The organism is Mycobacterium kiyosense (genome assembly GCA_021654635.1).
Classification (GTDB): domain Bacteria; phylum Actinomycetota; class Actinomycetes; order Mycobacteriales; family Mycobacteriaceae; genus Mycobacterium; species Mycobacterium kiyosense.
Genome location: AP025179.1, coordinates 2,618,319 through 2,643,370, shown reverse-complemented (window position 1 = coordinate 2,643,370; position 25,052 = coordinate 2,618,319). Strand labels below are relative to the sequence as shown.

General features: G+C 65.8%; 15 protein-coding genes and 11 pseudogenes. 10 read left to right on the top strand and 16 right to left on the bottom strand.

Annotated elements, in window-relative coordinates:
- Window positions 1–213: 213 nt before the first annotated feature.
- Entirely contained in the window at window positions 214–399 is a 186-nt protein-coding gene (locus L6444_RS12550) for a hypothetical protein (protein WP_236982975.1), read from the bottom strand.
- A gap of 695 nt (window positions 400–1,094) precedes the next feature.
- Between L6444_RS12550 and L6444_RS31085 the strand changes: the two are divergent.
- Window positions 1,095–2,405: pseudogene (locus L6444_RS31085) on the top strand (IS256 family transposase); the annotation flags it as partial.
- A 188-nt stretch (window positions 2,406–2,593) separates the two neighbouring features.
- Here the strand turns inward: L6444_RS31085 and L6444_RS12535 are convergent.
- From L6444_RS12535 to L6444_RS30550, 3 genes are read right to left on the bottom strand one after another with little or no spacing between them, the layout of a single operon-like run.
- A complete protein-coding gene (locus tag L6444_RS12535; protein ID WP_236982971.1) occupies window positions 2,594–3,733 on the bottom strand; it encodes an acyl-CoA dehydrogenase family protein in 1,140 nt (379 codons plus the stop codon).
- On the bottom strand, window positions 3,730–4,038 hold the full coding sequence (locus L6444_RS30555; protein WP_459551924.1) for a hypothetical protein: 309 nt from the start codon (window positions 4,036–4,038) through the stop codon (window positions 3,730–3,732). Before L6444_RS30555 ends, L6444_RS12535 begins: the two co-directional genes overlap by 4 nt.
- 37 nt (window positions 4,039–4,075) lie before the next feature.
- Window positions 4,076–4,339, bottom strand: a complete 264-nt coding sequence (locus L6444_RS30550; protein WP_459551923.1) for a hypothetical protein — start codon at window positions 4,337–4,339, stop codon at window positions 4,076–4,078.
- Between the two features lie 2,176 nt (window positions 4,340–6,515).
- On the opposite strand from L6444_RS30550, the pseudogene L6444_RS12520 reads away from it, so the two are divergent.
- Window positions 6,516–7,699, top strand: a pseudogene (locus tag L6444_RS12520) (IS110 family RNA-guided transposase).
- A 15-nt stretch (window positions 7,700–7,714) separates the two neighbouring features.
- Here L6444_RS12520 and L6444_RS12515 read toward each other — a convergent pair.
- The 3 genes from L6444_RS12515 to L6444_RS12505 all read right to left on the bottom strand — a co-directional run bounded on the left by L6444_RS12515 (window position 7,715) and on the right by L6444_RS12505 (window position 9,332).
- On the bottom strand, window positions 7,715–8,107 hold the full coding sequence (locus L6444_RS12515; protein WP_236982967.1) for a recombinase family protein: 393 nt from the start codon (window positions 8,105–8,107) through the stop codon (window positions 7,715–7,717).
- A gap of 269 nt (window positions 8,108–8,376) precedes the next feature.
- A complete protein-coding gene (locus L6444_RS12510) occupies window positions 8,377–8,577 on the bottom strand; it encodes a hypothetical protein (protein WP_236982965.1) in 201 nt (66 codons plus the stop codon).
- Window positions 8,578–8,870: 293 nt separating this feature from the next.
- The gene (locus L6444_RS12505; RefSeq protein ID WP_236984060.1) at window positions 8,871–9,332 is read right to left on the bottom strand and encodes a heavy metal-responsive transcriptional regulator; all 462 of its coding nucleotides are present in this window, start codon (window positions 9,330–9,332) and stop codon (window positions 8,871–8,873) included.
- Window positions 9,333–9,833: 501 nt separating this feature from the next.
- Here L6444_RS12505 and L6444_RS12500 point away from each other — a divergent pair.
- Window positions 9,834–10,896: pseudogene (locus tag L6444_RS12500) on the top strand (DUF732 domain-containing protein).
- A 249-nt stretch (window positions 10,897–11,145) separates the two neighbouring features.
- On the opposite strand, the pseudogene L6444_RS12495 reads toward L6444_RS12500, so the two are convergent.
- The 3 genes and pseudogenes from L6444_RS12495 to L6444_RS12485 all read right to left on the bottom strand — a co-directional run bounded on the left by L6444_RS12495 (window position 11,146) and on the right by L6444_RS12485 (window position 14,041).
- Window positions 11,146–11,957 (bottom strand): annotated as a pseudogene (locus L6444_RS12495) (ExeA family protein).
- Window positions 11,954–13,365: pseudogene (locus tag L6444_RS12490) on the bottom strand (DDE-type integrase/transposase/recombinase). Before L6444_RS12490 ends, L6444_RS12495 begins: the two co-directional pseudogenes overlap by 4 nt.
- A 49-nt stretch (window positions 13,366–13,414) precedes the next feature.
- Window positions 13,415–14,041, bottom strand: coding sequence for a hypothetical protein (locus L6444_RS12485; protein WP_236982963.1), 627 nt, complete (start codon window positions 14,039–14,041; stop codon window positions 13,415–13,417).
- Between L6444_RS12485 and L6444_RS12480 the strand changes: the two are divergent.
- From L6444_RS12480 to L6444_RS12460, 5 genes and pseudogenes are all read left to right on the top strand, one after another.
- Window positions 13,935–14,262 (top strand): annotated as a pseudogene (locus L6444_RS12480) (PE family protein). The gene L6444_RS12485 and the pseudogene L6444_RS12480 overlap by 107 nt on opposite strands.
- Window positions 14,263–14,276: 14 nt before the next feature.
- Window positions 14,277–15,650 (top strand): annotated as a pseudogene (locus L6444_RS12475) (PPE family protein).
- A gap of 532 nt (window positions 15,651–16,182) precedes the next feature.
- Window positions 16,183–17,111 (top strand): annotated as a pseudogene (locus tag L6444_RS12470) (cation diffusion facilitator family transporter).
- 272 nt (window positions 17,112–17,383) lie between these two features.
- The gene (locus tag L6444_RS12465) at window positions 17,384–17,809 is read left to right on the top strand and encodes a universal stress protein (RefSeq protein ID WP_236982961.1); all 426 of its coding nucleotides are present in this window, start codon (window positions 17,384–17,386) and stop codon (window positions 17,807–17,809) included.
- A 702-nt stretch (window positions 17,810–18,511) separates the two neighbouring features.
- The gene (locus tag L6444_RS12460) at window positions 18,512–19,297 is read left to right on the top strand and encodes an FHA domain-containing protein (protein WP_236982959.1); all 786 of its coding nucleotides are present in this window, start codon (window positions 18,512–18,514) and stop codon (window positions 19,295–19,297) included.
- A gap of 491 nt (window positions 19,298–19,788) precedes the next feature.
- Here L6444_RS12460 and L6444_RS12455 read toward each other — a convergent pair whose 3' ends face one another.
- Window positions 19,789–20,013 carry a hypothetical protein gene (locus tag L6444_RS12455; protein WP_236982957.1) on the bottom strand — a complete coding sequence of 75 codons (225 nt, stop codon included), beginning with the start codon at window positions 20,011–20,013 and terminating at the stop codon, window positions 19,789–19,791.
- A 198-nt stretch (window positions 20,014–20,211) separates the two neighbouring features.
- Between L6444_RS12455 and L6444_RS12450 the strand changes: the two genes are divergently transcribed.
- On the top strand, window positions 20,212–21,495 hold the full coding sequence (locus tag L6444_RS12450) for an alpha/beta hydrolase (protein WP_236984058.1): 1,284 nt from the start codon (window positions 20,212–20,214) through the stop codon (window positions 21,493–21,495).
- 131 nt (window positions 21,496–21,626) lie between these two features.
- Window positions 21,627–22,061 (top strand): annotated as a pseudogene (locus tag L6444_RS12445) (hypothetical protein); the annotation flags it as partial.
- Window positions 22,062–22,070: 9 nt separating this feature from the next.
- On the opposite strand, the gene L6444_RS12440 reads toward L6444_RS12445, so the two are convergent.
- From L6444_RS12440 to L6444_RS12420, 5 genes and pseudogenes are all read right to left on the bottom strand, one after another.
- Complete coding sequence (locus L6444_RS12440) at window positions 22,071–23,114, bottom strand: helix-turn-helix domain-containing protein (protein WP_236984056.1); 1,044 nt, start codon at window positions 23,112–23,114, stop codon at window positions 22,071–22,073.
- Window positions 23,115–23,280: 166 nt separating this feature from the next.
- Window positions 23,281–23,430, bottom strand: a pseudogene (locus L6444_RS12435) (hypothetical protein); the annotation flags it as partial.
- A 275-nt stretch (window positions 23,431–23,705) separates the two neighbouring features.
- Window positions 23,706–24,065: pseudogene (locus L6444_RS12430) on the bottom strand (recombinase family protein); the annotation flags it as partial.
- A 93-nt stretch (window positions 24,066–24,158) separates the two neighbouring features.
- On the bottom strand, window positions 24,159–24,452 hold the full coding sequence (locus L6444_RS12425; RefSeq protein WP_236982955.1) for a hypothetical protein: 294 nt from the start codon (window positions 24,450–24,452) through the stop codon (window positions 24,159–24,161).
- Complete coding sequence (locus L6444_RS12420; RefSeq protein ID WP_236982954.1) at window positions 24,436–24,915, bottom strand: helix-turn-helix domain-containing protein; 480 nt, start codon at window positions 24,913–24,915, stop codon at window positions 24,436–24,438. The genes L6444_RS12425 and L6444_RS12420 overlap by 17 nt, the downstream gene beginning before the upstream one ends.
- Window positions 24,916–25,052 lie beyond the last annotated feature (137 nt).

The window sequence follows — 25,052 nt, the reverse complement described above, 5'->3', positions numbered from 1 at the left end:
ATACCTGGTCGCAGCCGAAGACACCGCTGGCCACAACAGAACGTCCTTCCAGCCTGCCCGGTACACTGGCGGAAGGCCGAACCGGGTTGTTTCCGGTTTTCTTTTCGGCATCCGCTTTGGCCTGTTCGGCTCGTGCAGTGCCCGGCTGAGCCCACGCTGGCTGCAAACAGATCTGCGATCAGAGAGCTAACCGTCGCAACGGATCAGCACCGTTCACGCCGCTAACTTTCTGAGCATCACCACCAAGGAGTTCTGCGAATGCTTGACCGCTGTACCGCCCACATCGTCCGCTGCCCGCAGCACCGGAAGAACGCCGCCTGCGCAGCGAAGTTTCCGGCCTTGGGGGCGCGGACCATACAGGAAGCGCTCGACCAGATCAAGCAACTGGTAGCCACCCACGCCGCTGACGACTCCCACAGCCTACCGGGGCACAAGGGCAGGCCTGCCGCACCACCAAGTCCGGCTCGACGGATCACACCTCGGTGGCGGACACGCTGCTGACGTGAGGGAAGGGGAAGCACCGCAGCGCTGATCGCGTCCACCAGGGGCGGCGCCAGCCCCAGCTCGTGGTGTCTCATTTCTACTTAGAAGCGAACAGCCGCTGATCTTGGTGGAGGCCGCGGATCTCGTCGGGTGTTCGTCCCTCGCGGCCATGCTGTGGCAATGCCTTTCCCATTTCGGGACCGTGATGAGTCCTCAGACAAGACCGAGCGTGTCGCGTCGGGGTCGCGAGGTCGTCTTTGGGTGGGATTGGCGTCGTGGTTCAAGCCCCTCGCACGGAGGCAACGTCTCAGTCTTTACGGGCGCTGAAGCCCTCAACGAAGACCGATGCCGTGCGGGTCGCTGGGATCGCGAACAGCTCATCGGAGGGAAGGCCATCGAGCCTCGTAAGTAGAGCGCTGCACATCCTGCTGGGGTTTCTGACCAGCACCAACACCCGCTATAGGTCGGAGGTAATTCCAACGTGAAACTCTTCTGCGGCATCGACTGGGCCGAGGCGCACCACGACGTGTTGTGTCCCTCCAGCGGTGTAAAAGGGTTCGGACGTAGGTTCCCTCGAAGACCAGCAAGTCTGAAGGAAGGAACCCACGTCCGTGTCGAAGAGGATATCGCCTGCGCAGCGGTTGCAGGCAGAAATTGATGAGGTGTTCGCCGGCGGCGAGGACCTGGCGGGTGCGATCGAGCAGGTCGCGGTGCTCGGCGCCCGGTTGCTGTTGCAGGCCGCGATCGAGGCCGAGGTGACCGCGTTTTTGGGCCGGGACCGCTATGAGCGGGCCGCAGGCAGTGCGGGCGCCCGCGCCGGGATGCGCAACGGGTACTGCCCGACCACGGTGAAAACCACCGCCGGCCCGGTGACGCTGGAGCGGCCGAAGGTGCGCGGCACCGCCGAGCGCTTCGCCTCCCAGTTGTTCGGTAAGGGGGTGACCAAGACCAACGCGCTGGAGTCGCTGGTGATCGCCGGGTTCGTGCGCGGACTGTCGACACGCGATGTGCAGGCCACCTTGACCGAGGCGCTCGGCGAGACCGCCGCGGTGTCGAAATCGACGGTGTCGCGCATCTGCGAAGACATCCGCGACCAGTTCGAGGCCTGGAGCGCTCGCCGGCTCGTTATCAGAGCTGGATTACCTGTTCCTCGACAGCCACTTCAAATACCACGCCAACGCGTCGGCCGACCCGGTGCTGGCCGCGTGGGGTATCGACACCGACGGCAACCCGGTGTTCGTCGGGCTGGAGGCCGCTTCAAGCGAGTCCGGTGACGCGTGGGAGGGGTTTTTGACCGGGCTCGGTGAGCGTGGGTTGGCGTGTCCGCTGCTGGTGGTCAGCGACGGTGCGGCCGGGTTGATCGGCGCGGTCGAGCGCACCATGGGCGCGGCGCTGCGGCAGCGGTGTCTGGTGCATCGCGCCAGAAACGTGTTGGCCAAGGTGCCCAAGAACGCCCAAGCGGAGGTCAAGGCCGACTACTGGTCGATCTTCGAGGTGCCGGCACGATCGGAAGGCCAGCCCCGACGCGGTCGGGTATGTGCGAAGCGGCTCGACATGTTCGAGGCGTTGGCGCGACTCCTATCCGGCAGCGGTGCGTTCTGCTCCAGCGACCGTGACTCGCTGACGGCCTGCGGTTCCCCGCGTGAGCACTGGACGGGTGCGGCACTCCAATTTCATCGAGCGGACGTTCGGTGAGACCCGCCGCCGGGTCAAGGTCATCGGTCGGCTGCCCGGCGAGGTTTCCTGTCTGAAGCTGGTGTGGGCGGTGCTCGATCGCGCCTCGGCCGGGTGGCGAGGGTTCACCATGACACCGGCCGGGCTGCGGCTGCTGGCCAACCTGCGCAGGTCGCTGCATGACCCACTTTCGAACTCCACGCAACGGAATTCGGGAGTTCACGCCAGAAACCGGCGTGGCGCCAGCCGGTCGACTGCCACCGCATGGGTCGATTGTCACGGGCCGACTATTCGTTTTGGTGGGGAACGAGCCTTCTCCCCCACCCAGACGTGGCTATGACGTGAAGCGGGCGCAGGTAGCGGCCGTTGAGTATGTAGTTACCATTCGGCGATCTTGTAGGAACCGGGTCGTGCAGGGTATGGGTGCGGATGTTTCTCAATCAGGTCGATCCGTACCGGGGTCGGTAATGCGCAGGCTCCGATGACCTCGAAAGATGCGGCTGGTGATGTCGAGGGCGACCTGTGAGGTCAACGCCTTAACGCCGGACACGCGGACCATGAGCTCACCGCGATCCTCGGCGGTCAGTTGTCGGCCTTGTCCCGAACCGGTTTCTTTGAGTCGCGCGGCGTCTCGCGCGGCGGCGTCCGCGCCTTGGTAGGCAATGCCCATTTCGCCGTAGGCGCGCACGACGTAGGGATCCTCGACCGCCTGGGTGACACCGGCTGGTGTCCACGGGCGGGCTTGGGGTCGGGTGTAGTCGCGCGCGGCGTCGAGCGCCCCCTGCGCGATCCCAAGGTAGACGTTGGCGAAGCTCAGCTGGACCAGTGGCCCGAACAGGCTGGCGGGCTGGAACTGGAAGAAGTCATTGATGATGGCGTTGGGGCCCCCGAGAACCTCGTCAGCGCGCACCTCCACGTCGTGAAACTCCACGGTGCCACTGTCGGTGCGACGCATGCCCAGGGCGTCCCAGTCGTCGTTGACTGTGACGCCGGCTCGGTCGGTCGGGATCACCGCGGTGATGATCGATCCCTGCTGCGCTGACGCGTCTTGAACTACTCCAAAGACGAGCAGCAGGTCTGAATCCGTGGCGCCGCTGGTGAAGTGCTTGGTGCCTTCAAATCGGTAGCTTCCGTCTTCGTGGGGTGTGGCACGGACCTTCCAGTCCAGCACGTGGCTGTTGTTCTCGCTGGATGCGTTGCCGGCCCACCAGTTGTGTTGCGCCACCTGGCGGTAGACGTGCTCCGTCTGTTCGCTCGACCCCAAGAGCTCGATGAACGCGATGCACACGGTGTGGTACCCGAACAGATGACCCAAGGAGCCGTCTACTTTGGCGATCTCGCGGATCACCTCGAAGATGGTGGGCCAGTCAGCACCCCATCCCCCGAACCGTTGCGGAACTGCCAGCGACAGTAGGCCGCTGGCGCGCAGGTCCTCGCGTTCGGTGGTGGCCGATCCGCCGGCACGGTCGCGCTCGATGAGGCCGTCCTGCCATGTCCGGGCCAGATCACGCGCTACGGCAACGGGGTCGGCGAGGTCGGCTGGCCGGGGCTTCGCGGTGTTGGTCGTCAGTGTCATGATCCGTTTCCTGGTGTCGATCGGTTCAGGCTTGCGGCTAAGAACTCCGGTGCGGCCCATTGCTCAAGATCGACCGGGTGATCGATCAGGTCGTTGTCGAGGAGGAACCGCTGTGTCTGGTCCAGCAGGTTGATGGCGGATTCGTCCAGGCGTGGCACTAGGTGCTCAGCGAAGTCGGGGCCGAATCCTCGGTCGATCGCCGCGGGCGCCACGCCGAGGTTGGCGGCATGGATTGTCACCACCTCGTCGTGGTGGTGACGGGACCACTGGCCAGCGCGCACCGCGGCGTCGACGAGCAGCTGCACCAGATCGGGTAGATCTCGACCCGACTGCGCATGACCGTCAGACGCTGGCGTATAGGTTGCGTTGGTCGCCGCTGAGGTCGGCCAGTACACGAGCGCCGTAGAGATCTTCCAGTTCGGCAGCCCACGGCAACCAGCTGAACAGCGCGTCGACTGTGCCAGCGTCTGGGACGCCGGCTTGGTGGTGGGCCACCGCGGGGAACAGATCGGCGCCCTTGACGCTGGTGGCGGCGCTCAACCGGTCCGCGGGCAGATCCACGCCGGGAGTCTCGATGGCGACCAGGTCGACATCGCCCAGTTTCACACCGCCGCGCTCCGCGTGGACGAACTGACCTCCCAGGTGCCCAGGGCGATCAGCCCCAATATGCCGCCACGGGTCGAGCTGGCGATAGTCGCAGCTCGCGGCGCAGATGCAATCGCCGCCGCCGAGACCCGACCCGGCGGCCCGCCAACTCGGCGGGCGACCGCACCGGACTGTCCGCGCACACGTAAAAGCCCTGAGGCCCGGCGAAGCGGGTGACGCCCAGCAGGCGGGTACGCCCCGGTGCCCGCAGCCCCTCGCTGACTAACGGCGGGATCTCCCCACCGAGCCTGGTGAGCGAGGTCGTAGGTGAAGTGTAAAGCGCCCTGGGCGCCGCTCAGCACCTCAAGGAGCGTGCCCTCCTGCGCCAAGCAAGCCCCCTTCCAAGGCGGTCAGCAGCGCATTGGGAACCGGGCGGTTACTGTAGGCCAGGACATCACGCTCGACCGGAGTCGTGGTCATTGCACGCTCCTACCGGTGGGGCGGCTCAACCCGAGATGCTCGCGCAAGGTAGTTCCCTCGTACTCGGTGGAGCGCCGCGCTCCTGCAGCAACGGCCACCTGATCAACGAACTCGTCGTAGACGCCGGGCAGATAGGCCGCAGAGATGATGAACCCGTCTGCGGCGCAGCCTCGAATGGCTGACGAGTTGCTCGGCGATGTGCTCGGCTGTTGTCCGCCCACTGCGGCGCAGACCCGACGTTCGGTCCCGTATCATGTCCCAGTTCCCCGAGCGACAAGTCGCTTTGCCGCCAGCGGTCGCCCAGGCTTATCTATGGTCGGCACATGCCGGTCACCAAGGTCGGCCACGTATCGGCGTACCCGGTGTCCAACAGCGGATACGCCGAGAGATCAATCCGCTATGACTCTGGCAAGATGACAGACCGACCTCAGGATGCACCAGCGAGTTGATGTATTCCAGCCGGTCTCGGGCGATGGCCGCAGTCTCTCCGAGGACCGGCATGATCGCCGTGAAAACCTTCGTCTGGTCCGGATCGCGGCCAGCGGCGGCGACATTCGCCTTGAGGTCCTGATAGGTCGCACGCATGATGTCCAGATTCGGCGAGATACTAAACACCGCTTCGGCCCACCGCCGGCAGAAGCCGACCGCATGATGACAATCCCGCCTGCAGGATAACCGGCTCGCCCTGCGGTGACCTGGGGACTGACCTGCAACGGGCCGCGAACCGACGGCCGGCCCTGGTGCCCAACGTATTGGACCTTTTCCCGGGTCGGCAAACGCCCGCCCGCCTTGTCCAGCAGCAGGCATCGTCGCCCCAGGAGTTCCACAGCTTCTTCACGACCTCAAGGAACTCGTGAATCCCGGCACGGTCAGTAGATATCATTCTAGGTGCTTGTCGACCCCGAAATTGCGCGCCTCCGAGTCGTTAAGCGACGTCACCACATTGAGACCCCAGCCATCCGACAGATGGTCCAGCGTCCGCGAAGATCCGCGCGACGTGGTAGGGCGGGTAGTACGTCGTGGAAACCGTCGCGCCCAAACCCAATCTGGCCGGTCGCCGCGAGCCATTGTTACCTTTCTTATGGTCGGTTCCAGGGCGTCGCGCCTTGACCGCCCAGGCCGACGCCGGTCTGAAGATCCCCACCGTAACTGTCTTCGATCGCCAAACGTCAGCAAAAACAGCAAATCAGACTTGCGTTCAACGTCCCGAGCGATCCCGCTTTGTAATACTCACCGCTGAAAAGCATTCGTGCTTCCACGCGCTATACGCACCGTGGGCGTGGGTCCACGTGCCAGCCGAGAAAAACCCAGCGAGGTGCAGTTGACGGCGGGGGCTGGTCGCGTGGTCAAGATGTCCTCCCGTTCGAGGAGTGGGCGGTCCGATCGAGTATCTATTCACGAGCCATCAGCAGCACAGGGTTAAAACCTCGATGATTCCGGTGATTCCTTTCCATCGCGCCGGGGTGATCGGATGCACGGTCTGTCGGACACAACGGTCGACTTGCCACCGACGGGACTTCCAACTGCTGCAACGGATTCGACCGGCAATCCGAAACCGGCGTCAGTGAGCATTGAGGCAGTCTAAGTAAGACCAAGACATGCTCGCCGTGGCGGCATCCAATTCGTCAGCGATCGCATAAAATCACCAACGCAAAACAGGGAGCCTACGTGACGCCCCTTTTACACCGCTCCTGGGACATCACCCCACGACGTCGCCATCATCGACGCCGACGGTCACTTGGTGGCCAAGAAACGCATCACCGATGATCCGGCCGGGTTCGCCGAGCTCGTCGAGGTGCTCACCGCCGCCGGCGACGGGGCCGAAGACCCCATTCCGGTGGCAATCGAAACCCCGCGCGGACTGCTGGTCAGTGCGCTGCGCGCGACCGGTCGGGCGGTGTACGCGATCAACCCGCTCGCGGTGGCCCGCTACCGAGAGCGTCACTCGGTGGCACGGTCGAAGTCCGATCACGCCGATGCCATGACCCTGGCCCACATCTTGCGTGTCGATGCCCATCTGCACCGCCAGCTGCCCAAGGACAGTGAACTGTGCCAGGCCATAGCGGTCCTGGCCCGCGCCCATCAGGACGCGATCTGGGCACGGACCAAGGCGCACCACCAATTACGGTCGGTGCTGCGGGAGTTCTATCCCACCTTCCTGGCCGTGTTCACGGATCGGTTCGCCCTGGGAATCAGCAGCCCGGAGGTCCGCGCCGTGCTGGGGATCGCGCCGACACCGGCGGCCGCGGCCAAGCTGTCGGTGAGCCGGATCGCGGCGGCACTGCGCCGGGCCGGTCGCAGCCGCAACATCGACCCGACCGCAGTCGAGCTCAAGGCAGCGCTGCGCAAACCTCAACTGCGCCAACCACTTGTGGTTGAGACGGCGATGGGACGCCAGACTCTGGCGCTGCTGGCGGCGCTGAACACCGCCTGCGCGAGTGTCATGGACCTTGGTCAGGCCGCTGCCGAGGCCTTTCAGCAGCATCCGGACTACGCCGTGATCACCAGCTTCCCGGGTCTGGCTGACTCCACTGGCGCCCGGGTGCTTGCCGAGATCGGCGATGACCGGGGCCGGTTCGTCGATGCCCGGGCGTTGAAGGCTTACGCCGGATCCGCGCCGGTTACCCGCGCCTCGGGGCGCTCCATCTGCATCAGTCACCGTCGCATCAAGAACGACCGGTTGGCCAACACCGGGTGGGTCTGGGCGTTCGCCGCCGCCACGCACTTGCGAACCCGCCCGCCTGCACTACCGACGTCGCCGAGAACACGGTGACCGGCATGCCGCGGCCAAACCGGCACCTGTTCAACAAGCTCCTGGGTCAGCTCTACCATTGCCTGCAACAAGGGAGTGCCTTCGACGAGGTCAAGGCGTTCCCGCAGACGGTCGACGCGGCTGCCTAGAAGACGCGAAAACTTTTACGCATCAACTGGTTTCGTCGCAGATTGATCGGTGCGGATGTGGCGGTAGATCGTCATGGGGCTGACCGAGCAGGATGCGGCGATCTCGGCCATGGTGAATTGGCGGGAGTCATACATCCGTTGAGCCTTGCCGATCAGGGCCGGTGTCATCTTGGGGGTGCGACCCCCTCGTCGCCCGCGGGCGCGGGCCGCGGCCAAGCCGGCGTGGGTGCGTTCCTGGATCAGTGCGGCTTCGTATTCGGCCATCAGGGCGAACATGCCGAAGACTAGGGCGCCGTGGGCGGTGGTGGTGTCGACCAGTCCGTTGGCGTGGTCGGTGTAGACCTTCAGGCAGCCGGCCCCGTCGAGGGCGTCGAGTTGCAGCTGCGGGTTCTGGTCTGCGCTAGACACCCGCGCGTATCCGATCTTGGCCCCCGGTCGGACTCTATCGAATCCCGTCTCGCGCGAGGCGTTGCGTGAGCGTGTTTTCGTGACGAGCTTCGATAGCCCGCGACCTGCGGGGATCCGTCACGCTGTCACCAACGCCAATGGGTCTATCGCAACCGATCCTTTGCGATAGCCCACGCCAAAGTCGCTGCCGCCTATTGACTCTTAGCCTGATCGGAGGTCTTGTCCCGCACGACTCCGATCGCCGCGCTCACAACGTCTGCCGTGCTTCGCTAGTAGGCGATCGTGGCTTTTGGTGTAGACGATCGCGTACGCAGCCCGTCGCCGGTGAGCCGGTAGCGATTCTTAGTAAGGCAGGCTAAGGCAAGGCTAAGGCGGGCCAGGTCGTAGCTGGCTTGGTTCATGGTGTAGGTCATGCCGCCGAGCAGTCCGGTCATCAAGGCGCGCAGGCTCTTATTGGTGATGCCGGTCACGGCGAGCATTGTCGTGCACAGGGCGCCCGGCCAAGGCCTGGACTCGAGGGGCGCCGAACCGTAAAGCCGGGGCCCCTCCTGCCATCCCCGGTGAGGGTGGGCTGTGTGATCCGCTCAAAGCGAAGCCAGGGACTGGAGTTGTGAGGAGCCCCACCGGGGGATCACTGCGTGCCGAAACGGGCTTTAAAGTCGTGCCAGGACAATCCGCCCGAGGGCCCCGGCCGGCCGTAGCTGAATAGCTTGGGAGCGAACAGCTTTCGCTACTCAGCTCGATACACGTGACGTACCGTCCGCTACGTGGCACATGGCCGGTTTGGGTCGTGGGAGTCGCTGAACTCGCTGGCGGCGGGCGCGTCGGAGTCGGATTCTAAAATCCAGCAGACCGTGGAATCGTCGTGTTCGGTGGCCGCTTCACGCGATGCGCGGTCGAGAAGGGTTTGCAGGTGGCCTTCGAGGGCGACGAGTTCGGCGATCTGCGCTCGGACCTGGTCGAGGCGGGTGTTGAGGACCTGCCGAACGTGCCCGCACGGCACCTCGCCACGATCGTGGATCGCCAAGACCTGGCGCACCTTTTGCAGGGTCAGTCCGGCCGCTTGGCCGCGACGGATAAACTGGAGCCGATCCACGATCTCGGGTCCATAGTCGCGATACCCGGATGCGCGGCGTGGGGGTTGCGGCAGCAGGCCCGAATCCTCGTAGAAGCGAATGGTCTTGGTGCTGGTGTTGGCGAGTTTCGCCAGCTCGCCAATGCGCATGTAACACTCCTTGACCTTCCAGCGTACTGGAAGGATAACACTTGATTTGGTGTTAGGTGGCGGCCATAGGGCGCGGCCAGCATCGGAGGTAATCGCGGTGAGCATAGTGGTCGTTTCGGTATCCGAAATCTGTTGCCAGGCCTGCAAGGCCGCGATTGAGGGCGTGCTGTGCCCGCTCGTCGAGGCCCCTAACTGCGGCACAGTGCCCGTTCGAGTCAAGCGCATCAGCACCCGAGGCCCGAAGCGGCGCGACTGCGAAGCGACACAGCACCAGACACACCGCGACACTCATTTCGCCTGCTCCTGGTGCCCGCGACCCGCCTCAACCAGCTTTAACCGCTGGATTGCGCGCCTGCGGAAAGCGATCAGGAAATGATGACAGATCTTCGACGCCGAGGCGTGCTTGCAGTCCTCAACCTGGCGGCTGGCGCCGCGCTGACCGTCACAGTGCGACCAATCACCACGCGAACCCGACGGCCTTAGAGAACGGAAACCACTGTCATGTTCACCGGCACCGCTAGCCGCGCGGGAGCCATGGCTACCGCCACCGTGATACTCATCGGCGCCGCAATCCTGGGCGGCAGCCCAGCAGCGGCCGACCCGAACCAGGACGACCAGTTTCTGGCATTGCTTGATCAACATGGCATACCCGCCCTCGCGAACGCGCCAAGCCTGATCGCCACAGCCCATCAAGTTTGTGGCCGGCTCGACGGCGGTATGCCGGTGGATGGAGTCGTCGAGTCGATGACGACCTTTGCGGTCAACAATGACCCGAGCCTGCGCCGATACCCTCGTGACCGCCTCACGCGCACCTTCTCCCGCTTCGTCACTGCGGCCGTGCAGGTCTACTGCCCGTTCCACCAGGACAAAATCGCTTCTTTCAGCGCTACTCGCGTTCCGCGAATACATGAACCCACACACCTGTTCGCTACGTACACGCACAACGTAATCACCTCGGACTGCGATTTGTGGGACCGACCGCCGGTTTCGGACATGATCAACACCCAGGCGGCATGGCAGCAACGCACACCCACCAGTGCGGTGCGGCTACCGCACTCGATCGTCGGCGGCGTCATCGTTGCGAGCCACAACTGGGGCGACCGATCGGACTGCAACGCGCCTAGCGATGTGCTCGCTCCGCTGATCGAAGCCATTCCCGCAGGGGAGACGATCGCGCCGAAGCCGCCGCAGATTCCGGCGCCACCGGCGAACATCCTCATACCACCACGGGCGCCCGCGCCGTCGCAGCCACCAAAGCAGCAGCCGCCGCCTGTGCCTCAGCAGCCGCCGTTTCCGCCGCAGGAGCCCCCACCTCCACCCCAGGAGCCCCCACCTCCACCCCAGGAGCCCCACCTCCACCCCAGGAGCCGCCCCCACCACAACAGGTGGAACCTCCCGTTGTTGCTCCTCAGCCGGGGGTGCTGCTGGCGGTGGTGGCGTCGGTGGCGACGGCGCCGGCAGCGGTGGCGGCGGCGGCGGTGGTGGCGCCAACGGCGGTCGCGGCCCGGCGGAGCCGTCGCCCACGCGACCCATGCCGCCAGGCATTATCAGGATCGCACCATGAGACAAGAACCGAGCCGCCGGCCGTCGGCCAAGCCTGCCGCTTAACGTGGGGTGGCTGGCTGGCCGGCATCCGGTGGCCCGATCCAGTAGCGGTGTTTGGTGCACACGTATTGGTGGTGCGGCAATAGTGTTGCCCGGCATTCAGCATGAGCATGATGGCGGCGTTGGCGGTGAGGATGTGGGGGCATGAAATGACCCCGCCGGGCGATGTCCGGCGGGGTCGGTGGTGTTCAGGGTGTCGGGTTGGTGTCTAGTCTGCCGTGACTTCGGCGACGGCGGTGCGGGTGGAGGATTCGTCGACGATGGCTTTGTTGGCGCCGAACGCGGCGACGAGGGCTTGGAGTGCGAGGTTGTTGACCGCGCGGGGGTAGCCGCGGCTGGTCTGGTGGATCAAGCCGACGGCGTCGTCGGAGAACAGTGTGTCGTCGCGTCCGGCCAGCTTGAGGTGGTGGCGTAGGTAGCTGGTGGTTTCTTTGTCGGTCATGGGCGGCATCGTGTAGCGCAGCCCGATGCGCTGGTCGAGCGCGGAGAGCACGCCGAGTTTCATCCGCCACCGCAGGGTGGGTTGGCCGACGAGCAGGCAGGCGAACGGGCTCGACGAATCGAGATCGTGGTTGGTGAGCAAGCGGATGGCCTCTAATTGGTCGTGGCCGAGGAGGTGGGCCTCCTCGACCACGACGGTGGCGACTCTTCCCCTTTCGGCGTGTTCGGCGGCCAGTGCGTCGGCGGCTTGGGGAGCCAGGGTGGCGTGGTGGGTCAGGGGTTGGCCGCCCAGGGAGGCGACGATGCGGTGGTGGATGCCGCGCACGCCGACGGTGGGGTCGGGCAGGTAGATGATGCTGTGGCGGCTGCGGTCCAGGGCGGCCAGCGCGGCACGCACGGCCACGGTCTTGCCTGCGCCGACTTCGCCGGTGATCACACCGATGCGCCGTTCGGCGATGCACCAGCCGATGCGGGCGACTGCTTCGTTGTGGGCGCTGTGGCGGTGCAACATCCCCGGGCCAGATCGCGGCCAAAAGGCGTGCGGGAAAAGCCAAAGTAGGAGATCAGGTTGGGCATCATTTCGGTTGGGCCTCCTGGCCGGTGAGCAGGTCGAGCTGTCCGGGGATCTCCCCGCTGGCCTCGGCGGCTGCGGTGAGGGCGGCGTAGTTGACGCCGCGGGCCAGTTCGGCCGCGTGCGCGGTCTCGATCAGCTGCGCGTAGTCGATCCCGGACGGTTGGGTTGGCGCGGTGGGGGTTTCGGGTTTGGCCTTGGGATGGGAATGGCGGCTGATGTGGTGCGGGATCGCCAGCCCCATCGGCACGCCCGCCAGGCGGACCTCGATGCGGGTCAGGTCGAACGGGTCGAACACCAACTCGACCTTGCGTCCGACCAGTGCCGGGTCGACTTCATAGGAATTGCCTTGTAGTGCCACGGTGGCGGTCTTGCTCACGCGCCGGTGCGCCTCCCACAGGAACGCCTCGGTGAGCGCTTCGGGGGCGGGCAGGGCGACCGGCCCAGGGGCGCACCAGCGCTGCAGCGGGGTTTGCCCGGTTTCGGAATGGATCGTGCGGTGATAGACCGTTTCGGTCCAGGCCGCGAGAAGCCGATTCAACTCGTCCAGGTCGGTCACATGATGGCGGCCGATAGTGTCGGGTTCGCCGGTGATCTCAACCAAAAACTGATCGCGCACGGTCCTGAAAAACCGTTCTATCTTGCCCCGGCCCTCCGGCCGGTATGGCGTCGAATGAACAAGGCGCACACCAAGTTTAGCGCACGCGCGTAACAGCCACGCATCGACGAACGCTGAGCCGCGGTCGACGTAGATCGCCTTGGGGACACCGCGGGAGGCCAGCGCTGGGCGCAGCGCGGCGGCCAGTCGCACCGTGTCCCCGGCATAGCCCCACCGGTAGCCGGGCAGCAGCGGGAATGATCGTCCAAAAACGCGAACAAGTACGTCTTGCGGGCAGCAATTCGTATGCCGTGCAACGCATCCCCAGTCCACAGGTCGTGGGGGTGTTCGGCCTCGAACCGCCCGAACACCGGCGCCGACCCGGCCGTTGCGACGGTGAGGCCGAGCCGGTGGAAGTTGCGTTGCAGGGTGCGTTCGTCGGGTGCCCAGCCCAGCTGGGTCCGCAGGATCCGGCGGATCGCCGCGGCGGTGCGCTGCGGATTCTCCCGCCGCAGTGCCACCGCCAGCTCCAGCACCTCGGCCGGGGTGCGCGGGGTGCACTGACGCGCGTTGGGCACCAGCGCGTCGAACCCGCCGGCACGCCAGTCGCGGATCCAGCGATCAATACTCTGGCGGCTGATGCGCACCCGCTGCCCGAACGGGTCGGTGTGCTCGCGCGATGCCAGCTCGCGCACCATCTTGCCGCGTTGTTTAGTGGAATGCGCCGCATCGGCGGCCTCCCGGATCAACTGGTACCGGAAAAGCCCGATCGCCCGGGCCCGCTCGGCCCGCACCTTCACCTCATCATCCCCGACCACCGGCGGTCCTCCCTTAGCTGTCTTTTCAAACACATGACAGCGGAAAGGTTTACGGCGTGATCGGCACCAGCGGCAGGGTCGACTCGTGTTGCACTGGCCTCTCGGGCCAGCCCGGCGCCAACAACCGCCCACCTGACACCGCCACCGCGGCCTCGGCCAGCGACACCTCAGACACCACGAACCGGCGCCCAATGGCCGCGGCGAGCGCGGCGATCGCCGTCATCGCGTCTGCGAACCCGCCCCCGGCAGCCTCAGGCATAACCGGGTCGGCATCCACCGCACGCAGCCACACCGTGAACACCGACCGCACCGCTTCGGCCCGCGCACCGAAGCGACGCAGCCAGCCCCGCACCGTCTCCGGCGGGCGCGACAGCTCGGCGGCGATCCGACGAAAACCCACCCGGCGCACCGCCCTGGCCACCAACGCCGCCACGATCACCGCACCCACATCGGCGCGGCGCAGCAGCACCGTCAAAGGCAACAACACATGCGTCACCCCACAGCCGGTGCACCGCGACCGGCGAGGACACAACCACACCGGCCCGTCCGCACCTCGAAGCTCTCGCGGCCTGGCCCGCCCCCAACCCGCCAGCACCCCACCACACGCCGGGCAGCTCAACTCACCCGCGGCCAACCTGCGCTCGACTCGATCGACATCCGTCTCTACGGTGACCACTGCGCCTCCAAGCGCAACAGACGGCCCTCCCGCAGCTCCTGCCAGAGACACCTGACGCGGTGTCGGCGCTGACCGCGACGCAGTTCGCCGCGCACGCGAGCCTCTACCAGGAGGTCAGCGCCCACGCCGCGGCGATGCATGACCAATTCACTGTCGCGATGGGCGCCAGTGCTGGCGCGTATGCGGCCACCGAGGCCGCCAACGCGGCCGCAGCGGGCTAAGGAGAAGTGCAGCAATGGATTTCGGGGCGCTACCGCCGGAGCTCAACTCCGCGCGAATGTATGCCGGTCCCGGCTCGGGGTCGATGCTGGCCGCTGCGGCGGCCTGGGACGGGCTGGCCGCCGAATTGGGTTCCGCGGCCAGCTTCTACCGCTCGGTGATCGCAGGTCTGACCGGTGGGCCGTGGCTGGGACCGGCGTCGGTGTCAATGGCCGCTGCGGCCGCCCCCTACGTGGCGTGGATGACCACCACCGCCGCCCCGGCTGAACAGACGGGCACCCAGGCCAGGGCCGCGGCCACCGCCTATGAGGCGGCATTTGCGATGACGGTGCCGGCGCCGGCGATCGCGGCCAACCGCAGCCTGCTGACGTCGCTGATCGCCACCAACATGCTCGGGCAAAACACGCCGGCGATCGCGGCCACCGAAGCCCACTACGCGGCGATGTGGGCCCAAGATGCCGCCGCGATGTATGGCTACGCCGGCGCCTCGGCGAGTGCTGCGACATTGACCCCGTTCAGCCCGCCGCAGCCCACTACCAACCCGGCCGGGCTGGCCGCGCAAGGCGCCGCGGTCGCCCAAGCCACCGGCACCGCCGCCAGCACCAACACCCAGGCGGTCCTGTCCCAGGTGATCGCCACGGTGCCCACGGCGCTGCAGCAGCTCGCCTCGCCGCTGTCGTCCGCATCGTCCACCGGGTCCACACCGTCGCTGGCGTCGCTGGGTTCGTCGCTGAGTACCGTCAATCCGGTCTTGTCCAATACAAGCCGGATCGGGTAGATTTCCAGTGCGCTGCTCTCGAATGCGAACCAGGTGAAGTCGTTGATGCCGGGGATTAGCGCGGCCACCGATACGGCTTCGGGATCGGGCCTGGCCAGCGGGCTCGGTCCGGGCGCACTGGGGTCCTTTGGCTCGGCAGGACTGAGCGGAGCAGCGGGTTCAGCGGGGGTGGGTCGCGCGGCCGCGGTCGGTGCGTTGTCGGTGCCGCAGACCTGGGTCGCGGCGGCGCCGGCGGTCAGCCCCGCGGCGGCGACACTGCCCGAGATCAGTTCGGGTGCCGCCCCGGCAGCCACGGGAAGCGATCCGCCCAGCCTGCTGGGCGCGCCGCTGGCGGGCACGGCCGAGCGCACCGGAGGCAACATGGGCAATACCGTCGGCCCTGATCCCCCGGTTCATGCCCCGCCTGACGGTGGTACCACCAGCGACCATCGGCTAACGGCATCGGCAGCGCCCGGCTTCCCGCTTTCGCGGAAGTCGCGAGGGAGGCTTGATCCTGCAAATCGGAGAACAATACAAGCCGACGTCTCGGTGGGAACGGGCAAGTGCGTGGCCGAGTCGCGTGAGCGTGTCGGTGCCGATGAATCGGGACGTGCGTTGTGGATATATCGGTAGTCGAATCCCAGGCCGGTGACCCGGCGGCGGCGCCGAGCAGCTAAACATGCATCCGCAGCCGTTGCGCAACGGGATTCGGCATTCTGAGACCGACGCCGGTAACGTCGCAGGACACGCCGACTACGGCATGATCGAGGGGAATCGCCGTCTGGTCCTCGACAACGTTGTCCGATTCGGACCGGTCTGCCTTCTTTCTGAGGCCAAGCCCACGGCGATATCCCTCGGATGGCCGCAATGCCGCGCCGGGGTGCCCGGCCGATCCGGAGTTTGACTAGTCAGGGAGTCAATGTCGAGTCGCGCGGCCGGCGGCAGGCGTAGCGAGCTCGGCGCGGGACTGGAACGACGGCGAGGACTCCTAGTATTCGCACATGCATATGAGCTAATGTTTGTATCGGGGGTTCGTGATCCGAAATCTGTCGCGTCCTCCCCGTGACCAGACGCAACGCCACCACGGTGGCAGACGCGAACGAGCCGAACGGGTGGAGGGTTCTGCAGCGTGGGACATGAGGACGGGCACGTTCACAGCCATGAGGTGTCCGCGGACGCGGATCGGCGGTGGCTGGCCATCGCGTTGGTGTTGATTGTCGGGTTCATGGCCGCCGAGGTGGTCGTCGGTGTGCTGGCGCATTCGTTGGCGTTGATCTCCGACGCCGGCCACATGCTCACCGATGCGGGCTCGATTGTGCTGGCCTTGGTGGCCATCCGGCTGGCCGCGCGGCCCGCCGAGGGCCGATACACCTACGGTTTCAAACGGGTGGAGATTCTCTCGGCGCAGGCCAACGGGATCACGTTGTTGCTGCTGGCGGTCTGGTTTGTCTACGAATCGGTGCGCCGGTTGATCGACCCACCACAGGTTCTCGGGACCGTTGGTGCTGTTCACCGCCCTGGTGGGGATCGTGATCAATATTGCGGCGGCGTGGAGTATTAGCCGCGCCAACCGCAGCAGCCTCAACGTCCAGGGGGGCGTTCCAACACATTCTCAACGACCTGTATGCGTTTATCGGAACCGCGATCGCTGGTGCGGTGGTGTGGGTCACTGGATTTGCCCGTGCGGACGCAATCGCCGCGCTGCTGGTAGCGGCGTTGATGGCGCGCGCCGGGTGGACGCTGGTGCGCGAGTCGGGCCGCATCTTTTTAGAAGCGGCCCCTGCTGAGGCGGATCCGAGGGTCATCGGGCAGCGCATCGCTGCCATCGACACAGTCATTGAGGTGCACGATCTGCACGTTTGGCAAATTACGTCGGGTCAGTTGTCGCTGTCGGCGCACGTGCTGGTCGGCGATGTCGACTGCCACGCTACGCGAGATGCCATTGAAAACCTCCTGCTCGCCGAGTATCACCTCGACCACACCACCTTGCAGGTCGACCACGCGGGCGCGGCCGCAGCCGGCGGTCAGGGCCGCGACGAGCATTGCGCCGCACCGCACGGACCGGTTCACCGCTCCCCAGAACAGCCGGACTGATACGGACATCGTGTCGGAGTGGTGGGTTGACATGGCAGCGCTTGGCCGCGAGCGGTAGGAGGGTGGTGAAGGCGCGGGAGGGCAGCGCGGTCGATGTGTCTTCACCAATCGACTACAGAGGGCGTGTTGACACCTCGTCACAGTGGCTCATGATTACACCCGCCACGGACACGAGGCGAGCACCAAAGCCATGGGGTGGCACCGAACAGTCGGACACTTGTCTACCCCACCCGGCATCATTAACCGAACAAGACGAAACAAAACGAATTGAGGTGCTATGGCCGCCATCGTCGTTGGAATCGACGGCTCCCCCCGCATCCGGCAAGGCGCTGCGTTGGGCCCTGGATGAAGCGCGCCTGCGCGGGGCGGTGGTGCGGGCCGTCTATGCTTGGACGTTTCCTTTCCAGGGCGGCGAGATCGCCCACCTCGCCGCCCAAGCCGCCCATGGCGCGTTGCAGCAGGAGGCCGAGCAGTTATCTCAGACCGCTGTTCGTGCAGCGTTGGGAGCTGACGCCGACGCCGTGGAGCGCGTCGTCGAGGAGGCATCCCCGGTGCGGGCGCTGACCGCGGCGGCACGCGACGCCGACCTGCTGGTCGTGGGTTCCCGCGGCCGTGGCGGGTTCACAGGTCTATTGCTAGGTTCGGTAAGCACCCAATGCGCCCAGCACGCCCCGTGCCCTGTCGTGATCATCCGATAATGACGCGGGCCCCCCCCTACACCGCGATGCAACGCAACATGGCCCGTGACTCGGTGTTCAACGGTTTGGCAACGTAAGTGACCGTCAACTTGCGTATGGCACCGATGTCGGCAGAATTTGACTACAGTAGTACACGATGGCTCATCCGAGGGGAACTTATTCAATGATTGCGAAAACCATTATCAACGGAGCACTGATCGTCTCTTGCCTTCTCGGGTTTGCGCCGGCAATCGCCACTGAAACCCCATCCTTCGGTGTCCTTGCCTGCAGGGGCGACTGTCGGGAACCACATGCACCTGGCAGCCCTGCCCTCGACAAAGAAATAGAACTCGGGGTCCTGGACGGTCTCTCCTATATGCCGACCAGGCCTTTGGGTGGAAACTCTCACTTCAACTGACAACAGCCCACAGTTATGCCGTTCCGCCGCAATTGCTCGTTCTTCCAGCAATGCAGCGTCAGCAATGGGCGTGCAACGAAGTCCACTACTGCTTGGCTACTCCCCCACCCGGACCATTCCGGCCCATCACGGCTCACCGATGGGAACTGGCGAAAATGGGCACTGGCGAATCATAGTTGTAGATACGTGCCGATCGCAGCCGGGCACGCGTATCGCATCACGGCGGCCGACCCTATGATCCAGCCGACTTCCGGTGTGCCGAATGCCACTGGGCTGATCGCCGTAGCGCGCCTGGAGGGCAAATAGTGAGCGAGGGAAAACTACTACCGCCGCTGACCGTCTGGCTTGCCTCGGCGATGTACACCTTTTATTGCGGTGAGGTCACCGTTGGTCGCCACCGCGATTGCGACATCTGGCTGCATGACGGCCAACCAGCTGTTCGTCAGCTGGTTTCGCGCATCCACGCGATTCTGCGATTCGACGGCACGCAGTGGCGAGTGGTCGACACCAGCCGGTACGGCGTGTTTCTCGGCGGTGTTCGCGTCGGACCGCTCGCCATCCGCGACCGACAAACCGTCACGCTAGGAAGTCCGCAAGGACCGCGGCTAACCTTCGGAGTGGGCAACCGCTTCGCAGCATCAATACCGCCGAGCTTGCCCACGCTCAAACGGATTGCCCCGACGATCACCTACGGCAGGGCTCAGGCTGCCAGTACGGCGCCATTCACGCGGCCGCAGCCGTGTTGGGAACAACTAGAAGTCGACCGGCTCGCCCACACGATGGGCCCGCCGCCGCCACAAAGCTTAGTGGCGCCGGAAACGGTGGGTCGCGACGTGACCAATGAACTCGTTGTCGACGACGCTTTCGCATCGCGCGTACACGCGGTGTTGGAGTCGACCACGGCGGGTCTGGAAATACGCGACGTGAACAGCGCAAACGCCACGTCCGTCAACGGCGTACCCGCAACTCGCGCACTCTTGCGCGAGGGTGGCAACGTCACCGTCGGCAAGACCAACTTGGTGGTGACGGGCGCCACCCTAAGACCGCAGCGACGCCCGCCAGCGGGAACCGCATTACCGCGGTGGCGCTAACGTGTCGGCGTACTCGTGGTGGCCGTGCGATTCGGTACCGATCAACGGGCTTCGATTGCTAACCACTCGCACGGAAAGCGCGCTAAAGAAACCAGGCATTCCCGGGTGTGGACTTTGGTCCAACCCTTTTGTTGCGAGGACCCATTCGGTGGCACCCAGGGTGCTCGCTCAGCCTCTGGGTCGTCGCAGCCATCCTCTGCCGCAGCCGACGTGCAAGACCTCCATGGACACCCGATTTTCGAGTAAATATCTTAGGGAAGATCGGACAAACCACCCATCCCGCGGTCAAACTGTTCGCACCGGTCTCGCGGTTGCGGCGTGGCCGATCACCCGGTGTTGGCGGCGTGACGTTGACTACCCAAGATCACGCGCGAGGATGATTGACTGGCCGCGATGAGGGCATCGATATGTGGTTCTGCGGCTCCGAGTGCCGACCAAACCGTGGTTGACCCACCACTGGGTCGACGCTGGGATCGTGATGGCGCGCGTGGTCAACGATCAGGGCGGTCCGCGGCAAATCGCCGCGCTAGCGTCGCAATGTCCACCGCCTGCAGGTACCGGACGCGCCGTGCCTTTTTCGCGATGATCACGGCGGCCACATCTGCGATGGCCAACGCGGCAAACGCCTCCATCCAGTCGCACGAAACCGAAGGCGTCGCGCCGGTGAAAATCATCGGCGGCGAAACCGCGTCTGCGTTAGCCGCCGCCGTGATCATTCCCGCGCTGATGCGGTCACGGGCCCGGCTTTCTAGAACAAGGTCGGATCGATCAGAAGGCGATGGGCGGCTTCACGGCATTGCGACCCCCACCTCCGGGCATCTCGGCCTGCGCGCATCTGGCCACGGCGATTCTCCGGCGCGTTCGTCGTGGCGGATTGGACCGCGGTAATGTTGAACTGGTCGTTATTCTCCGGCGTGTTGCCGGTCGCGCTGCGTATCGCTGCTATCGGGCTTGCCGGGTTGCTGCTGGCACAGGTGGTGGGGGCGCGCCGCAGTGGGCGGGCTAAGGCAGTACTACTCGCATTGTGCCTCCTCGTTGCGGTGGCTACCACAGCGACCGTCGTCTATCTGGTACGTAATGTGTGGAAGTTGTTTCCCGACCGACTGCAGCCGGCGATCTACATGTGGGCCAGCGCGGCGGTGTTCGCGATGGTTATCGTCATTGCTGGTGTGTTGTTTGCGCCTTCGGGTCGGCGGCGCGCGGGCGCGGGTATAATTTCAGCGGCCGTGGTCGTGGCGGCCTGCGTCAACGAGATCAATATGATGTTTGGCGCCTATCCCACCCTGGCCGACGCGCTGGAAATGCGCCGCTTCGACTACATCGCAATATCTGACGTCGCAACTCGGCCGCGGCTGCTGGCCGATGTGAGCCCGGTCGCGGCGCATTGGTTGCCGCCGCCCGGGCTGCCGTCACGCGGAAAACTATCCTGGGCGCCGATCCCCGCACTGGTGTCGGGATTCTCCGCCCGCAACGCTCAACTGTATTTGCCGCCCGCATACTTCGCTGACCCGCGGCCTCAGCTGCCGGTCCTGATTCTGGTCCCCGGACAGCCCGGAAGACCGCAAGATTGGCTGGCCGGCGGAAGACTTGTGCAAACCATGGATGCGTTCGCCAACGCCAACCGCGGCCTGGCGCCGGTGGTGGTAGTAGTCGACGGCACCGGAAGCCCCTTCCGTAACCCGCTGTGCACCGATTCGCGCCTAGGAAACGCTGCTACCTATCTTGCGCGCGACGTGCCGGCCTGGATCAGGGCCAACTTGACCGTCGATACCGAGCCGCGAGCGTGGGCCATCGGCGGGGCCTCATACGGTGGAACCTGCGCGTTGCAGATGGCCACTAACTACCCCGAGGTGTACCCGACCTTCCTCGACATCGCCGGGGGTGGCGAACCTACCCTGGGCGACCGGGCCCGCACAGTGGCCGAGGCGTTCGGTGGGGACCAGGCAGCGTTTCGTCGGATAAACCCACTTGAGCTGCTGCGCGACCATCGCTACCCCGCCAGCGCGGGGGCCATCGTTATCGGCGTTGATGACCGCGAGACCAAAAGTGAGGTCCGCAGGGTCTACGACGTCGCGACGTCGGCCGGAATGAACACTACCTATCTCGAAGTACCGGGAGGGCACGACTGGCGCGCGTTCTCGGCCGCTTTTGCCCGCGAACTGGCCTGGCTCGGACACCCGATGGGGCTCACCCAGTAACACCCTTTTGCGACCTGCAACCTGACTTGGCTCACTTCTGATGGTTCATGATTTTGTGGCGCGTTGACCTGCTGTTTTCGGGGTGATGCGGTGCGGATTTGCGCACTAATTGTGGGTCGTAGTCTGCGTTGGTGGCCTATATCCGCACCGGTGAAGACGGCCTCGGGCGCGCTGGCGGTGCAGATCGTGTGGTCCTCGCGGCGGGGGTCGCGCCAGATCGAGCACATCGGTTCGGCCCACGGCGAGGCGGGGCTGGCGGCGTTGAAGGCCGCGGCGGCCGAGCGGTTGGCAGCGGGGCAGGCCGTTCTGGATCTGGGGGTAGTCGCGCCGCCGGGGTCTGAGCCGTTGCCGATTGTCTCCTCGCAGATGCGTCACCTGTGGGATGCGCTGTGCTCGGCGTATCGGATTCTGGGATTCGAGTCAGCAACTGTCGGCGGCAACTGAATACTGACCACTGCGCGGCTTGCCGACAGCTGGTCAGTTTTCGGTTGCCGTTGACAGCAACCAAGGGCGACAAAGTGTTTCGCGATCTGGTGTTGGCCCGGATCATCGAACCGTCCAGCAAAGGCTTGGCTTCATAGTGCACCTCCTGTTGTGGGTTGGGTGGGAACTCGTTTTCTCAGCGGGCTGCCTTGTCGGGCGGTGAGGTTGGGGTGTCCGGGGATGGGTGGTTCGTAGAGCCGTTCGTTCTTGTCGTTTGCCTTGTGGGAGTTGAGGATCCCGGCCTTGGTCCAGCTCTTGACGGTGCTGCGGTGCACTTCGAGGCGCTGGGCGAGTTGGGTTGCGGTGAGCAGGCCTTGGGCGCGGAGCCGGTCGGCGTGGCTGGGCAAATCGTACTTGTGGCGCACGTGAACGACGATGCCGGCGGTGAACGGCTTGTTCTCGCCGGAGCGGTGTCCGGCGGCGTTGAGCGCTTCGGCGGCCTCGGCGTCGGTGTGGGTGTCCAGGAGCCGGTCGAGTGCTGCGACGGTGTCGGGGCGGGTCTGGCGGGCCTGCCAAGATGTCGGTGGTATTGCAATGGCGAGGCTGTGAGTCTGTCCGCCGCGTAGACGTATGTGCAGGTGGATGCGATCGGTCTTGTGCAGGGTGACGTCGTTGACCAGGAGGCGGGCCATGCGTTTGCGGTCGCGCTGGGGGGTGTGCGGGTTGGCCCAGAGGGCGGGGAAATCGGTTGCCAGTGAATGGATTTGCTGTTTCACGTGGTCGGTGAGGGTGGCTGTTGGGGCGGCGGTGATGCGGTCGTAGTCGTCGCGGGCTGCCTGTAGGGCGCGTAGCGCGTCGTTCCAATCGGCTTCGAGGCTGTCGGCGACCAGCCGGTTGTCGGGGTCGACGGCCAGGTAGCGGCGGCGGGCCAGGTCGGCGCGGTGGCGGGCGCGTTCGACGGCTTGTCGGCGCAGCGCGTCGGCTTCGGCGGCGCGGCTGTCGAGTTCGGCCTGCACGGTCAGGGCGACCTCGAGCGCATGCGGGGTGAGGGTGTCGAGCAGCAGGGTGCCGACGGCGTCGTCGATGACTGCGCCGGGGATGGTTTGGCAGCGGGCGGTGCCGTCTTGGATGCAGCGGTTCATGCATTGGTAGTCGGGGACCTCGACGCCGCGGCGGGTGTGGTAGCGCACCGTCATGCGCCGTCCGCAGCGCCCGCAGATCGCCAGGCCCTGCAGCAGTGCGGTGCCCTCGCGGGCGGGGGCCGGCGGCGCGGTCTTGGCCGTGCGCGGTGGCGTTGGCCAGCAGCAGCCGCTGGTTGGTTTCGTACTGCTGCCAGCTGATGTAGCCGGGGTGGGCGTCGGGGAACAGCGCGATCCACTGCTCGCGCGGCAGGGAGCGGAAGGTTTTCTTGCCGTTGGTGCTGATGCGTTCGCGGCGGCGGCCGTAAGCGAACGCGCCGGCGTAGCGGGGATTGTGCAGGGTGCGCAGCACCCGCCAGTGCTGCAGCGGCATCCAGGCCAGCTCACCCTTGTGTGGGCCCCGGTGCGTACCCGCACCGGGAACAGCAGCCCGTCGGCATTGAACTGCTGCACGATCGCGCGTGCGGAGCCGGTGCGGGCAAACAGGGTGAACACGTGCCGGATGGCTTGTTGCACACCGGTATCGGGGTCGAGCACGATGCGCCCGGCAGGGTCGTAGACTAGCCCGACCGGCAGGGGCATGCGCAGTTCGCCGCGGCGCGCCTTGGACAGTTGCCCGCCGATGAGGCGGGCCCGGATGAAGTGCAGTTCGGCCTCGCTCATGGTGCCCTTGAGCCCCAGCAGCAGCCGGTCGTTGAAGTCGGTCGGGTCATAGAGCCCGTCCTCGTCGCAGATCAGCGTTGCGGCCATGGCGCAGATCTCCAGCAGTCGGTGCCAGTCAGCGTTGTTGCGGGCCAGCCGGGAGACCTCCAGGCCCAACACGATCCCGGCGCGGCCCATGCCGACCTCGGCGACCAGGCGCTGGAATCCTTCCCGGTCGGCTGCCGAGGCGCCGGACTGGCCCTGGTCGGTGTCAATGGTGACGATCCGCTCGGCGTCCCAGCCCAGCGCGATCGCCTTCTGCCGCAACGCGTACTGGCGGGTGGCGGATTCGGTGTTGGTCAGCACCTGGCGCAGCGTGGACTGGCGCACATACAGGTAGGCGGTGCGGGCCAGGTGCGCACCGGTCACCTTCGCCGCGGTCTGCTCGCTCACCGCCGGTTATCCCCGCGTCGCGACAGCCAGTGCCATCGACGCCAGCAGCCCGACCAGTTCGGCGTCGGCGTTTCCGGCGATGGGCGACCCAGCCCGGGCCGGCGTGGGCGGCGAGACCGTCGGGACGCTCGTTTGCCGCACCCGCAGCCATGCGGCGACCCCGCGCTGCTGCAGCACCGCCAGCCCCAGCCGCCATCCGTCGGTGTCGCCGCAAAGCGCTCGGCGGCGCAGCTGCTCATACCCGTCCACGACGTCGGATCCATCACCGCCGGTATCGTCGATGTCATTGCCCGTCTCCACTTTTGGAACTTTCAGCGCGAGCCAGCGCCCGCTCCACCGATCGCGGGTGCACGCTGATCGCAAACTTCGCGGCGATCGCGGCGGCGAGCTGCGCCGAAACCATGCCTGGATCCTGCTCGCGTAGCTGCTGCACATACGCGATGACCTCGTCGGTGAGCTTGTGCGCGCGCCGCGGGCCGGGCTTGGCCGGCACCAGCCCACCCAGCCCCTCGCGGTCCACCGCTGCGGCGGCCTCGTAGTACGACGGCCGGGAGAACCCGAACGCAGCCGCCGCGGCCGTGACCGGCGCGCGGTCGACCCGCACCCGCCGCACCATCTCGTATTTGACCTGCACCACATCCCGGGCATCGAAGAACTCTGAGGACCCGAACTGTTCATCCTCCACCGCCTCCGGGCGAGGATTCAGAGTCCGTGTCTCGGCCAGCGCCGCCACCTTCGCATCCGGCTCCCGCTTCCGCGCCACAACCACCTCCCTAACTTTGATGTAAGCATGATTATGCCGTCTTATGCGGCCGAATCGGTGTTCGACACGCCCGAGGCATAGCCAAATCGCCTTTATACAACCTGTGACGGCGCGATTACGCCAAGTCCAAGTGGAGG

Coding starts and splice junctions, on each gene's coding strand:
- L6444_RS12535 (WP_236982971.1), bottom strand. CDS start 3,733: ATGACACTGACGACCAACACCGCGAAGCCCCGGCCAGCCGACCTCGCC.
- L6444_RS12505 (WP_236984060.1), bottom strand. CDS start 9,332: ATGCGCATTGGCGAGCTGGCGAAACTCGCCAACACCAGCACCAAGACC.
- L6444_RS12455 (WP_236982957.1), bottom strand. CDS start 20,013: ATGATCACGGCGGCGGCTAACGCAGACGCGGTTTCGCCGCCGATGATT.
- L6444_RS12440 (WP_236984056.1), bottom strand. CDS start 23,114: ATGACGGTGCGCTACCACACCCGCCGCGGCGTCGAGGTCCCCGACTAC.